11 protein-coding genes and 1 pseudogene are annotated in these 14,161 nt (G+C 34.8%); 5 read left to right on the top strand and 7 right to left on the bottom strand.

Annotated elements, in window-relative coordinates:
• Positions 1 to 175 precede the first annotated feature (175 nt).
• Positions 176 to 847: an SDR family NAD(P)-dependent oxidoreductase gene (locus SLH52_RS19025; protein ID WP_320210831.1), complete on the top strand. Its 672-nt coding sequence runs from the start codon at positions 176 to 178 to the stop codon at positions 845 to 847.
• A 482-nt stretch (positions 848 to 1,329) separates the two neighbouring features.
• Here the strand turns inward: SLH52_RS19025 and recX are convergent, their stop codons facing one another.
• Positions 1,330 to 2,157, bottom strand: a complete 828-nt coding sequence (gene recX / locus SLH52_RS19030) for a recombination regulator RecX (RefSeq protein WP_413785563.1) — start codon at positions 2,155 to 2,157, stop codon at positions 1,330 to 1,332.
• 91 nt (positions 2,158 to 2,248) lie between these two features.
• Between recX and SLH52_RS19035 the strand changes: the two genes are divergently transcribed.
• From SLH52_RS19035 to SLH52_RS19045, 3 genes are all read left to right on the top strand, one after another.
• Positions 2,249 to 3,157: a TIGR01777 family oxidoreductase gene (locus tag SLH52_RS19035; protein ID WP_320210833.1), complete on the top strand. Its 909-nt coding sequence runs from the start codon at positions 2,249 to 2,251 to the stop codon at positions 3,155 to 3,157.
• 132 nt (positions 3,158 to 3,289) lie between these two features.
• Positions 3,290 to 3,421: a YfhE family protein gene (locus SLH52_RS19040; RefSeq protein WP_214480500.1), complete on the top strand. Its 132-nt coding sequence runs from the start codon at positions 3,290 to 3,292 to the stop codon at positions 3,419 to 3,421.
• Positions 3,422 to 3,646: 225 nt separating this feature from the next.
• Positions 3,647 to 3,838 (top strand): YfhD family protein, encoded by a 192-nt coding sequence (locus tag SLH52_RS19045; RefSeq protein ID WP_320210834.1) that lies wholly within the window; start codon positions 3,647 to 3,649, stop codon positions 3,836 to 3,838.
• Positions 3,839 to 3,997: 159 nt separating this feature from the next.
• On the opposite strand, the gene SLH52_RS19050 is transcribed toward SLH52_RS19045, so the two are convergent.
• Entirely contained in the window at positions 3,998 to 4,486 is a 489-nt protein-coding gene (locus SLH52_RS19050; RefSeq protein ID WP_320210835.1) for a DoxX family protein, read from the bottom strand.
• A 404-nt stretch (positions 4,487 to 4,890) separates the two neighbouring features.
• Here SLH52_RS19050 and SLH52_RS19055 point away from each other — a divergent pair, with 404 nt between their 5' ends.
• A complete protein-coding gene (locus SLH52_RS19055) occupies positions 4,891 to 5,712 on the top strand; it encodes a Cof-type HAD-IIB family hydrolase (RefSeq protein WP_320210873.1) in 822 nt (273 codons plus the stop codon).
• Positions 5,713 to 5,808: 96 nt separating this feature from the next.
• On the opposite strand, the pseudogene SLH52_RS19060 reads toward SLH52_RS19055, so the two are convergent.
• The 5 genes and pseudogenes from SLH52_RS19060 to SLH52_RS19080 all read right to left on the bottom strand — a co-directional run.
• Positions 5,809 to 6,270: pseudogene (locus tag SLH52_RS19060) on the bottom strand (GNAT family N-acetyltransferase); the annotation flags it as partial.
• Between the two features lie 418 nt (positions 6,271 to 6,688).
• Positions 6,689 to 7,624, bottom strand: a complete 936-nt coding sequence (locus SLH52_RS19065) for an aldo/keto reductase (protein ID WP_320210836.1) — start codon at positions 7,622 to 7,624, stop codon at positions 6,689 to 6,691.
• Positions 7,625 to 7,769: 145 nt separating this feature from the next.
• A complete protein-coding gene (locus SLH52_RS19070) occupies positions 7,770 to 9,101 on the bottom strand; it encodes a glycoside hydrolase family 30 protein (protein WP_320210837.1) in 1,332 nt (443 codons plus the stop codon).
• Between the two features lie 13 nt (positions 9,102 to 9,114).
• On the bottom strand, positions 9,115 to 12,306 hold the full coding sequence (locus tag SLH52_RS19075) for a cellobiose phosphorylase (RefSeq protein ID WP_320210838.1): 3,192 nt from the start codon (positions 12,304 to 12,306) through the stop codon (positions 9,115 to 9,117).
• Positions 12,307 to 12,613: 307 nt separating this feature from the next.
• The gene (locus SLH52_RS19080; RefSeq protein WP_320210839.1) at positions 12,614 to 14,140 is read right to left on the bottom strand and encodes a response regulator; all 1,527 of its coding nucleotides are present in this window, start codon (positions 14,138 to 14,140) and stop codon (positions 12,614 to 12,616) included.
• Positions 14,141 to 14,161: the final 21 nt, after the last annotated feature.

A 14,161-nucleotide genomic window follows, 5' to 3' on the forward strand; every position in this document is an offset into this window, starting at 1 on the left:
AGTTTATGTAAAGCGTTTTCCTGATAAAAAGTACTCATTTTACTTAAAAGATTCACATAGTAAATTTCATTATAAGGATATTTTCACAATATTTATTAGTTTAAGCATAGTTGTGGTAAAATATCAATAAAATTTTGAACCACAATCATTTTTAAACGCATAAGGAGAATTCAACATGACAGAAACAATCTTAATTACTGGAGCAGGTTCCGGCTTAGGGCAAGAACTTGCCGTCCAATACAGTCAAAGTGGCAAGAATATTGTCTTAGCTGGCCGATCACTAGATAAGCTTTACAAAGTTCAATCTATGATTAATGAAGCTGGAGGACGCGCCTTTGTATACAAAATGGATATACGCAAGGCTAATGAAATTGAATTACAAATTCCTAACCTATTAAAAGAATATAATGTGTCAATGCTTATTAACAACGCCGGCATAGGTTACTTCGGTAGCTTACCAGACCTAACATATTCGAATATTAATGATATGATTGAAACAAATGTAACTGGAACTATCAATTTAACAAAGGCATGCTTACCTTATCTTTTATCATTACCTGAAGCCAAAGTTATGAACATTATATCCACCGCTGGTTTGCGAGGGAAAGTGAACGAATCTGCATATGTAGCTAGTAAGTTCGCTATTAGAGGTTTCACTGAAAGTTTAATTAAAGAATTAGAACATACTTCTGTATCATTGACAGCTGTATATATGGGTGGTATGGATACACCATTTTGGGAAGAATCCGACCATATAAAGGATAAAAATCGCCTTCGGTCACCTTTAGAAGTTGCACAAAAAATCATTGAACTAGACGACGGCCGTCCAGAAATTATCATAGAGTGATAAGGAAAGCTGAGCGAACTCAATTCAACTCTACCTAACACCAGCACCGGCCTTTGGTAGCAGTGGAATTTCATCGTCCATATTTCGGGTGAAATTTTCAGTTATATGGGTCAATTCACTATATTTGCGGGTCAATTACTCAGTTATACGAGTCAAATCACCGTATTTACGAGTCAAATATGCGATTAGCATTGGAGTCAAAGACTATGATTGCGTTTTTTTGCCTTGAAATGGTGAAGTGACCTCGAGGGGATAGGTGCTGGAGCTGGACAACCAGAAAAGAAGAGCCGATTGTTCAGACTCGACAAGCGTTGGAAGCTATTAAACAGAAGACGCTTTTTGTCTTCTGTTTAATAGCTGAAACGACTCGAGGGGATAGGTGCTGGAGCTGGACAATATAATAGCGGCAGCGCCTCGTTTCCCCGACAAGCATTAAAGCTCTTTCACTTGATGAGGCATTTTGTCTTCTAGTCTTATACCTATTACTCAAAGGGCTTGTTCTTTTGAATAAATTCCTCAATTAACTCAATAGAAAACCCTTTGCGGTACAGTGCTTGCTTCAACTTTTGCTCATATTCCCACCCAGTATATTTCTTCAGACGGTTGTTTATCTTGCTAGCTTGATGCTGTAACGCCTCCAACTCATTATTTTCTTCTTGACCAGTAATTTCTGAAATTTCTTCTATTACAATTTGTATAATATCCCAATAAAACCCTTTTCGAACTAAAGTTTGTTCAATTTTTTGTTTTATGTTTAGTATTGAAAGCTTAGCACTTTGTTTAGCTATTTTCTCAGCATGTTTCATTGCGTGTTGAATTTGCAACTCAGTAGTATACGTATTCATCGCTTTTTCTGCATATCTTGCTGAAATTCCTTTTTCTTTCAATTCTCTTTTTATTCTGTCCGGACCTTTTATAGACGTTTTAATTTGTGTTTGTACGTAAGCCAACGCAAATTGCTCATCATCTACATAATTAGCTTCTTGTAACTTATGTACTACCTCTTGAATGATTTGCTCTGGGACTTCATTTTTTTTCAAATAATCATCAATTTCTTTAATCGACCTTATTCGATAAGACAAATATCGTACTGCAACGTTATGAGCTTTTTTCACATCATCTGCAAACTGAATTTCTCCAACATCTAGCTCATCAACTTCTTTGCCTTTTGTAAGATTATATTTTATAAGAACATCTTGATCGACACTAAATGCATATTCTTCACCTTTTCCTCTATCAAGATAAACATTATATCGCTCAGAGTTCTTCTTTTGCGTAACTATTTTTGTAATAAAAGCCAAACTTATCACCCCTCATTTAATTTTAGCAAAAAATTAGTGTTAAAAGGAGTATACGATTTATAATGAAGGAAATGGTATTTAATGGTTAGGAGTGAGTGGAGTGAAAATAGCTATTGCTGGTGGTACAGGGTTTGTTGGTAAAGCAATTACCCAATATCTTGTTGATCAAGGGCATGAATGCTTCATTTTAACTAGAAAGGAAAATCTAATTCATAACAACCCACTTATACACTATGTTACATGGCTTAATGATGATAGTAACCCTGAGAGTCAGTTGAACGGAATGACTGCTTTTATAAACTTAGCAGGTGAGTCTCTTAATAGTGGTCGATGGACTGAAAATCGTAAAAAAAGAATTGTTAATAGTCGGCTCAATGCCACAAATGAAATAATTAGAATCATTACAAATCTAGAAATAAAACCTGATATCTTAGTAAATGCAAGTGGAATCGGTGTTTACGGTACATCTGAAGCTTTTACTTTTACAGAACAAGACGAAACCATCGGAACTGATTTCCTAGCAAAGACAGTTTCAGCATGGGAAAACTCGGCTAATGCTTTACAGTCATATAATGTTCGAACAGTATTTGCTCGGTTCGGAATTATCCTCGGAAAAAGTGAAGGTGCATTACCTAAGATGATGACTCCATACAAGCTGTTTATCGGAGGTACAGTCGGTTCAGGAAAGCAATGGCTTTCTTGGGTTCATATTGATGATGTATGCAGAGCTATCGCTTACGTAATTAGTAATAAAAACGTGCATGGGCCAGTTAATATTACTGCTCCTAACCCCGAAACGATGAAAGGGTTTGGCATGAAAATAGGAGAAGCTTTGAGAAAACCTCATTGGCTCCCTATGCCAGCTATCGCCCTTAAGCTACTACTTGGCGAAATGAGTATGCTTATTGTTGAAGGGCAGAAAGTTTTGCCAGATGTCCTTTCAGTAGAAGGTTTTACATTTCGTTATCAGCATTTAGAGGATGCGTTGTCAGCACTACTAGTGAAATAACTACTTACCTTCACCTTGTATGCCTCAATCTAACATAGAGATACTGACATGAAAAAGGATTCAATGATTTATGCATTGATTATCATATGTATGGTGACACTAAAAATACATACCTAAAAAGGGGGTTGAATGATGGTAGATAGAAAAAAAAGACGCGATAAGACAAAAAGCACATTAAGTAATGCCCAAGAAGTTTCATATGCTAGAGATTTCAAAATGGCTGATCAAGCTGGTGGATTCACAAGTAAACAAGCCCATCATTAACAAAGACTATGGAAAACAGCTTTGACAAAGAACTGTTATTTTATCATGCATATTTTACCTAAATCTGTTCACCCTATTAATGTTTGTTAAAGAATCTTTTTTGTAGTGTTTTTAAGAGACGGTTTTGCATGTAAATGGATTTAATAGTTGACAGCAAAAAGGTCAACACCGCGAAACAGCTTTACAGTTAAATGTTCTTAAAATAATTAAAGGAGTGATCGTATTATGGGTAGAAGTCGTGGACAAAATTCGCGAGATAAGAACAAGGCAGGTCTTCCACAAGTCCCTAGAAATTTGAAGTTTGATGGGATTAACGAGGAATTTTCACGGGAGTTGGCTGATCAAGAGGATTTAGAAGCTCAAGCCCGTGCCGATGCTGCAGGCATAAGACAAAGTAATGCTAGACAAAAAGGTTAATTACTTATACCATATAAAAATTTACGTGTTTTAGCTCTAACTTTCAGATATGAAATCATAGAAAATAGAAAAGGTCTGAACCTCACTATACACGATGTGTATAAATTAAAAGGTTCAGACCTTTTAGACACAAATCTATTTTTTTACATGCTATTTTGGTTATTGCTTAAAATTAATGCTCTCTTTTCCTTGCCGGTTTCTAACGTAGTTAATTACAAACCGATCGACACCCCAATAATAGCTTGCTGTACCTACTCCTAATAATATAAATGCTACAGTGTATAGAATCGGATTTGTACTAGTTGTTCCTGCCAATAAAAAATTTAGGTTCATAAATGCTCCTGCAATTAGTGCTGGAATTGTTGCAGCACCTAAGATTAGTCCTATACCAACTAATAGTTCTCCCCAAGCTACTAAAAAGTTAAATAACCCTACATTAGGAACCGCCACATTTTCTAAAAATGTTGCGTACCACCCACTAACAGCTGGATGATCTCCTGAAGCTTTACCGATAGCACCTTGCAGAAAACCAGACGCATCAAATTCGCCTGTAACTTTCTCCCAACCTGCTTGTATCCATTGTACCCCTAACCAAATTCTAAGTAATGTCCATAAAACAGCCATTTTAGGACCCTTTATCCAAGACATCATTATTCAACTCCTTTATTTTGTGAATGTTTTCACATGTAATCTTACTAAACCACGCAATATACGACTAATCCCATACTCTTGAAAAAGAGAAAGTAAATTATTTTATCTTATCTTCCTCATTTCTAATATATACCATTAACATTATATCTACAATATAATGTAACATCATTTCACAGTTTCTACATAACATCACTCAATTGGTAATATATTTTTCATTATGTACAACTGCACAAGTATAAAATCTTAGGAAACTTAAGTGTATACGCTAATACATTATATTGCTTTTAATACAATTTAATTACTATAAAAATAAATGTACTATTTTTTTCATTTCTAACAAATGTTATTTGTAGTAGTATAATAGAGTTCAAGCAAACAAGAAAGGAACTACCAAGATGACTATTCAATATAAAATGATTGTACTTGATTTAGACGATACCTTGCTCAGAGATGATCAAACTATTTCACCCCGCACAAAAAATGCATTAATGATGGCACAAGAAATTGGCGTAAAAGTTGTTCTTGCTTCTGGACGTCCAACATTTGGAATGCTTCCCATTGCATCAGAGCTCCAGCTAGAAAAATTCAGAAGTTATATTCTGTCTTATAATGGAGCAAAAATTATTGATTGCCAAACAAAAGAAGAATTATATAGTAATGTACTTTCATCTGAAACGGCTCACCGTTTGTACGATTTAAGTGCGCGGGAAGAAGTTGCAATCTTAACGTATGTGGGAGATTCAATTGTTACAGAAACACCAAATAAATTTTCCGCCATCGAAAGTCAGTTAACAGGATTACCAGTGCAACAAGTAAGCAGTTTCAAAGAGGCAGTCAGTGATTCTGTCGTGAAAACATTAATGTTAGCAGAGCCTGAAAGGTTAATAGAAGTAGAGAACAAGCTACAAGCTGAGCTAGCTGGGGAATTATGTGTCCTGCGATCAAAACCTTTTTTCTTAGAATTTACATCTTTAGGTGTTACAAAAGGAGCCAGTTTAGATTTCCTCATTAAGCAGCTCGGAATAAAGCAAGAAGAAGTGATCTCATTTGGCGATAGCTATAATGATCTTACGATGATTGAATTTGCTGGTCTTGGCGTAGCCATGGGTAATGCTCCTGATGACATCAAAGCAAAAGCAAACCTTGTTACCGATACAAATATGAATGATGGTGTAGCACAGGTTGTAGAGGAATATGTTATCAATAAATTTTCACTCGTATAGAATACGAACAATCAGAGTGTATACATCCTATTCTTCGCCATTTCACTGGGACGTTCATTTCTTTAGATGATATGGCGAAGTGACATAGGTTACAAGTTAATGAGCACTGTAGTGTTCAACCCACTCTCTTTTTAATAGTGAATATGAGTAATGATCATAATACTTCCTACGATATAAGTGTTTTTCACGATAGATTCCTTCATTTTGGAACCCTAAAGATTCAAGTAAATATTTGGATTGATCATTCTCTATCTCCACAAATGCATTAATTCTATTTAGATTCATATTTTTAAAGCCACTATCAATCACAGTAGTCAAGGCTTCCTTCATATATCCTTCCCCCCAATAATCAAGCCATAAATCATAGCCAATTTCCCCAATATGATTATAACGGTCCCAGTAATGGAATACACATGTACCTAATTGTTGATTATCTTCTTTTCTAACGATACACCACCTATTTCGACCTTTTGCCTCAGCATGACTATACTCTCTTATAAACTCTTTTGCATCATCCATACTCGTATACAATTCTTCATCATATAGATATTTACATACTTCTTCGTTACTAGAGGCTACTTACGCATTAGTTGTTCCTTTTCGTAAAAAGAACTAAACACGAATATGAATAACGTTCGAGGCATCTTTTCTTTCTCAGTAACAAAATTTACGAGAAACGCCTTCACTTAAAACATTTTCTAAGTATTATCTAGTCAAGGTTTCCCTATTCTAGTTAAAAAACAATACATCAAGGCAACTGGTGGCGACTCTGCCCTAACTAATTAAAATGACCCTGCCTATAAAGGTTAGGGTCATTAAGTAAGGCTCTTTCATAAAATTTGTTGCTAATTAGACTAATTTAACGTTTTAAATGAGAAAAGTTACCACGAATGCTTTGTGTATTCGTATTTATTTCTTAGTACGAAAAGAAATAATCAAGTCGAAAACAGCTAGCTGAAAAAAACTAACCATAAAATTACCAAGGTAACGGCTCATTTTCAAGTTCTTTCTCCCAAAGGTGTCGGATTTGTTTTACATCCTCATCCGACAATGCCATCTCAGTTGCTGATACGTTTTCTGTCAATTGCTCAATATTTTTACATCCAGGGATTACGGTTGATACTTCAAACCTAGCTAGAATAAAACGTAAGGCAGCCTGTGCCATAGTTGCTCCATCAGCTGTTAAAAATGATAACTGCGTCAATAAGTTTGCTCTTGTTTCAATTTGTTCTTTCGACCAACGGCTACGTACACCTTCAAATGTACTATGTGCGTTATATTTGCCAGAAAGCCAACCAGAATCTAGTGGAACTTTAATAATAAGGCCAGCACCTTTGTCTTTTGCTAGTTGAAATGCTTTTGCAGGTTCCTGATGGAAGATGTTATACATGACTTCAATCACTTGGCTGTTTGTTGTTTCTAGTAATTCAAATAATTCACGGCTGGAATCAACCGATGCACCATAAGCACGTATTTTTCCTTCTTCTTTTAAACATTCTAGCAATTCATAATGCGGACTATTTCCATTTAGAAATTCAAATGGCGGATTATGCAATAAGATCGAATCGACATAATCAGTATTTAAACGCTTTAAGCTAGCTTCAAGAGATTGTCTTAATAAACTCACATCAAAATCTTGAACATTATTAGGATGGTGACCAAATTTAGTATTAATAATTACTTGATCTCGCTTGCCCTCCAACGCTTTGCCGAGTAACTCTTCGCTTTTCCCTAATCCATAGTTAGGAGCTGTATCAAAAAAATTACAACCTTGACTAATTGCTTCATGAATTAGTTGAATCGCATACTCTTCACTCATTTCCCCCCAATCTTGTTTGTTGCCTAATTGCCATGCACCAAAACCTATCTCTGATACTTGCATTCCTGTCTTTCCTAGCTCTCTATAGTTCATATTAATCACCTTTCATTCTATTAGGCTCTTTTTCGTAGTTATTGTTTGTCGAATATAACAAGAAAAACGGGTGAAAGTACTATTATTTCACGTATAGTTACTTTCTCCCGTTTTATTATTAACTCTATATGATAGCCCCAGTTGTTTATATAAGTATTGTTGTAATTGAATGCTCTGGTAATACTAGCTCTGAATGTTTACCATCTAATACAATACTAATTTTTTCATCTTTGTCAGTAGCGTTCATCATAACTACTGCAATTGAACCGTCTTCATTTTGAAATGCAACTGTTTGTAGTGAATCATTATTTAATTCATGTCCAATTCGTGTTGCATTTGGCTTAACGTATTTACTGAAATGACCAATATAATAATATGAGCTATTATAATGGACTTCACCTGTTTTCGTATTAACGATAATAGGTGCATCACAATAATTACCTACATGATTTGGCCCACCTTGTTCATTTAGCACGATATTCCAGTCAAGCCAGCCTTCAAGCCAATTATTAAAATCACCAATCATGTTACGAGCATAACGTTCCCCTGTATGCCATGCACCAAGCTGTACGCCACCTTCGATACATCCTTCTGTAAAAATAAGATGCTTATCAGGAAAATCATCATGAATTTTTGATAAGTTTTCAAATTCCTCTGAGACATACCAATGGATGCCTGTTCCCCAAATATAATTTGCAGCACCAGAATCTGAAAGAATTGTTTTTGCACGTTCATATGCAATATCCCTGTTATGATCCCAAATGACAATCTTTTTGTGCCCTAGACCTTCTTCTTCCATTGTAGGACCTAGATAATTCTTTACAAAATCTCTTTCTTCCTCAGCAGTATAACGACATGAATCCCAAACCTGAGTAGCTTCTGGTTCATTTTGGACAGTAATACCCCAAATGTTAATACCTTCTTCTTCCATTGCTTTAATATATTTTGTGTAATAAAGAGCCCATGTTTTGTAGTATTCTTCTTTTAATTTGCCCCCATGATTCATGTCATTATTTGTTTTCATCCACGCTGGTGGACTCCAAGGTGAAGATAGTATTGTCAACTCTTCACCTCTTGAATTAATAGCATCCTTAATTAATGGAAGAACATATTTATGCTCACGATCAATTGAAAATGTTGTCAATTCTTTATCATTTTCTTCTACATACGTATAGTTCTCAAGTGCAAAATCACAGCTATGGATATGTGTTCTTCCAAGTGAGTACCCTAAACCCTTCTCAGGATGAAAATAGCTTTCAATGATGCTCCTACGTTCTTCTTCTGGAATTTGGGACAATGTATAAGCAGCAGCCTCTGTAAAGGCTCCTCCGAATCCAATGATTTTTTGATATTTTGTGCCTTTGTCAATCGTTAGGACATTATTAGACTTCGGTTGACCAGCTAAAAGCTCTACTGTTCCTTTATCTTCAAAACGCTCGTTACTGTTCTTTGCTGTTTGTATGACTTTCATTTGCATAGTATTTACACCTCTAGTTTAAATGGACGTCTATTTTGTTAATATTTCCTTCACGGATTAGCAGTGCATATTGCTCTTCCACCTTCTCACCTTGTACTTCGACAGATGAGCTATCACTGTGTAACACATACTTTGTTATTTTTGCACCGTTCTCACCAAATGTATCCTTGCGATTCGGGTTATGATAAGTAACTTTTGTCTTCCCTAAGAAAGTAAATTCAACTTGATTATTATTATCAAATAGCCATTCTGGAAGTATAGGCTGTAGCGTTAACATCAGTTGCCCTTCCTCGACAGTAAATAATGTTTTACCTGTCATCATCATTTGCCACATCGTTAAATATTCAGCTGTTGTTCCACTTAATCTCGCTACAAAACCTTGTCCGTGTACAGTTGGATCTGGATTACAGCTACTAGCAATAAATGATGAATGCTCTAGTACACTTCTTCCATACACTTCAGGATTCATAAATGGTGGCAAGGCAGTTCTTAAATCCTCGAAAAACTCATCATATAGACCTGCTTTTAATGCACTCAATATATACTTGAACTCCATATGCATAAAGATAGATTCACGTTCTAGCCAACCAGGAGTAAATGCTCTAGAACGACCAATTTCGAATGTTTCATCTTCAAGTGAACTTGATGTTTTGTACATTTTCAAGTCACGGTCAAACATGTCAGAAGCCTTCACTTTTGTATAAGTGTCTGATGCTTCTTGTTTTGTCATACTCTTTAATGCTCTTGCAGGACCTTCTAAGAAATGTGGTAATGTGTGAACCGTAAATGACGTTACTTCTACTAGCTGTTGACCTTTGTCATTCAGAATTAATGATCCATCAGCTGCCGTTCTCTCAACATATTGTTCTGCCTCAAAGTAGAAATATGTTGGTACGAGACCATTTCCAAGCTCTTTTGCTTTAGTGATCCCCTTGTGTATTTTAGTTAAATAAATCGTGACCATTTCCTCTATTGTAGCTAAAGAAACAGCTGCTTCTTCCCCACTGAAGCCTGAGCGAATAGCTTCTCGATACTGTTCGCGTGCAGATGTAACAGCATTCCAATAATGATAATCATCTACAGAATTTGTTATAGACTCATTTATTACCTTGTTCACGCTTTCGAATAATTTATGCACTTCAACTGGAAGTAAAATCGAGCTCTCTTCAGATGTTGCAGCAGCAACCTTCACAAATTGAAGCAGTCGTTTCAATTCAAATGTCTCACTCATACCAGATCCAAAAAGCCCTGGCAAGCCGTTCATTGAATCATTCCAACCTGGCTTGTTAGCCTCCATCTCAACTCCCATACCGTATGGGTCTAATGTAGCAAATTTCACGAGGCTCAAATTAAATAATTTCACAAACAAGTTTGTTGTATATTCTTCTCCACTTTTCGTTGTTAACCAATTCCCACTTAAGGCTTGCTCTTCTTCAAGTATCGCTCCATACTGTCGAACTTTATCGTTCGCAAGTACGTACTTTTCAGACCTTGGCTTGACGAACACAGGGCTATAAAAATATTTATATGATTGGTCTTTAAACAGTAAGGAAGCTTTATTTTCTGGGAATATTTTTAAATAGTTTTCTATTAAATCAAGGTTGTACGTCCAGTGATCCATCCAATAACCTTCACCAAATTCAGCTTCAATGTTTTGTTTACTTTTAGAAAGTATGACTGTTAAAAATTCATCTAGAGAAATTGATAGGGAAAGTTGTTTATCTACAATTGTTTGTAAAACATCGCCTGGTGTGAACGTCTTATTTAGCTTTTGCTTCATAAATTGACTATCTTCTAAAGAACTAAACAACTCGCTTAGCCACTCCATATCAGTGTTATCAACTAGCTCAAAGCTTGCACCTTTTACTACTAATGGGTTGTAACCATCAGCTTGGACAAGGCTCATAAATAGCTTAATATTGTAATCCCCAACCTCTGGATGGAAGAATACATCATTTCTTCTATTTTGATTCACATCACGAAAATTCCCGTTTCCTTGCGAGAAAAATTCTGGTGCAAGGGAGAAAAAGTTATAGTCTCGTTCTAAATCTCCATGCTTACGAGAGTACACGTAGTAAACAAATGGATTTTGATCAGTTCCAAGTGTAATCGGGTATCCTCCACGTAAAATATTGTCTAAATAGCTTTGCTTGCTGTATGCATCAAATAACGGATAAGCAGTTTTAGTCGTAACATCTTCTGTAATATCATTAACGATCGTTTTTGCTTCTTCATATTTTAAATTAATAAATTGGGAAGTAACAATCTCATCTTTTTTGTTATTAACAATTTCTATGTCGTTCACATGACCAATAATTGTATTTAAGACAACGTTTTCATTCGTTTGCAACGACGCCTCAAATGCAGAAAATCCACACGGCACTTTGTTGCTTGTAATTGGAGTCTTATCCACTAATTGCGAAACAGTATACTGTTCAAACATATTAGGATATGACATTGAACTATTGTGACCGAAGATTAAATCTCCATCTACAATAGGGGATAACAGCTCACCATCATTTACAAAACTTAAATAAAAATGACCCTTTGTAATTTCTTCAACTTCTGCAGTATCATTAGTTGATGATCGTACACGATAATATGGGATGTTATTCTCGAGATTAAATACATCCATCCAGCTTTTTAGTGTATTACCAACTGCTTTATAAGCTGCATCATCTATTCCAAATGGAATAATTGCTGGAAGGCCATCAAGAACCTCCATTTGCACTGCTTTGTCAGAAATATTCTCAATCTCAACTTTACGAATTAATGCACCAAAGTTTTCATTTGGAAGCGTGAAATAAGTGACTACCGTTTTAATTCCACTTACTTCGTCAATCTCTTCAATCTTTAATTCATTTTCTTTTATTTTCATGCTCCTACCTTTACCATTCGAACCCCCGTAGGAAGAGAACGGCTCAATGATAGATTCACCAGCTTCACTTTTAACCTTAATAAATGTACGAAAACCATTCATTGATACGCGTTGGTATGCTTGGTTTGCCGGAAAAAATTCTGTAATCGCATGGTTTTTATCTTGAACACCAAAAGACACCATAGCTTGGCCACGATTTACATAAAATGCCCACATTGGAACACCGTACAGACCTGCTACCCCAGGTAAGAAGCTTGAAAAGTTTTTTGCGTTATCGTAATCTTGAATGACAAAATAGCCTTCATTATCAAATTTGTATTTTTCCATAATTAACACCTCTATTAATGTTATTAAAATTACTTGTCCTCATAGCACAAAATATCATTGACCTCCATTTTGCGCATGCTTACTAAACGTAGGAAAAATTCCTTTTCCTTCAACAATCATTTTTATTTCTCATCATTATTTTACCTTTGCTATAAGCACATCTTTAGATATATAATTTTGTATTCGGTTACAAAATTTTAGGGAGAGCTATAAACCTATAATAAATATAAGAAATAACGAACTATTTTGTTCAGTTAATCACTGTATACATAATGATTTTTAAGGAATATTTAGAAGTCAATTCATTTTATTTTATTTTTTCACGATATTCCTTTGGTGATATGCCTTCAATTTCACGGAAAACTCGTGTAAATTGTTTTGGATTTTTATAACCTACTTGTTTACTAATTTCATAAACCTTTTCTCCAGTATCTACCAATAGTAACTTCGCTCTGCGAATACGTACCTTTTTTAAATAATCTACAAAGTTAAGCCCTGTGTATTCTTTAAAAACATGGCTGAAGTATGAATAATTTAAAGAGATATAATTCGAAACTACCGCCAAATTTAAATCCTTATGAAAATTATCTTCAATATATTTGAGTGCCTTATCCATATACTTTTGTTCAGAATAAACAGATTTAACTTGTTTAATATATTCATGTAAACGCATCGTCAAATCTTCAATCGCATGAAAATACTGATGGAAATCGTTAAAATTGTATATATCTGCAACTTTGTGAACGAGCTGAAAATTCTCAATAGATTCTTCCCCAAGTTTTGCAAAAGATTTCTCGAAAACAAGAGTATTCAACTTTTTACCTATCGTTTCCATGTAACTAATATCATATTTTGATATTTTTTCGTAATCAAGAACAGCAAAAAGAAGTGTTTTAATTTCTTTTTCTCTCTCTGTCCCTAACATATTCGATATTTTATTAATTGCTTCAATAGGTGGCGCAATATTTTCTTTCCTATTTTTTATTTCTTTATACGAAATTACTTGCCTTTGAGGAAATAAAAACTGATATTTCACAGCATAGCAAGCTTCAAGATAGGATTTCTTCAAGTGCTTAATCTCTGCTCTCTTCTCACTTACACCAATAGAAAATGAAGGATATTTTTCTTTCTTAAATTGATCTTTTATAAAAGTAAATATACTCTCACTTCCTGTTATAACTACCGTATGACCGTCCTTATCTAAAAAACAAAAAATATCATCAGCATCATTTTTTCGATATGTTGTGATTTGATTTCTTATATGTTGAAGAAAGTCTTCTCCTTTTATTATGCGATCTTGTTCAATCACACCTACATAAAAACCATTCGGAAAAACATTAATGTTCATTTTTGTACAAATGTGCTGAACTTGTTCCTCTTTTATATTTGGATTTAATAAAATGTAATTTAATTGGCTCGTCCGAAAATCATCTAAATGTTGATGTAAAGCTAAGCGATTTGTAGCTAGTTCATCAATTGTAAGTTGCAATGCTTCGAACAATTCTTTACGATTTACTGGTTTTAATAAATAGTCTCTAACTTTACATTTAATCGCTGCTTTCGTATATTCAAAATCATCATAGCCACTTAAAATAAATAGGATTGGCTTCTCTTCACTCGTATGAAGCTCTTTTATGAGTGCAACACCATCCATCCGAGGCATTTTTATATCTGTAATCAATATGTCTATGCTATTTTCACGAATCAATTCTAATGCTTCTACTCCGTCAGCAGCAACCATCGTATCGATGAAATTAGAGAATTCCCTCTTGATCATCGCTTGAATACCTAATCTAATATTTTTTTCGTCATCTACTATTAATAACTTATACATTGCAGTTACCTCCCAGATGAG

The organism is Cytobacillus sp. IB215665, assembly GCF_033963835.1.
Taxonomy (GTDB): domain Bacteria; phylum Bacillota; class Bacilli; order Bacillales; family SM2101; genus Nanhaiella.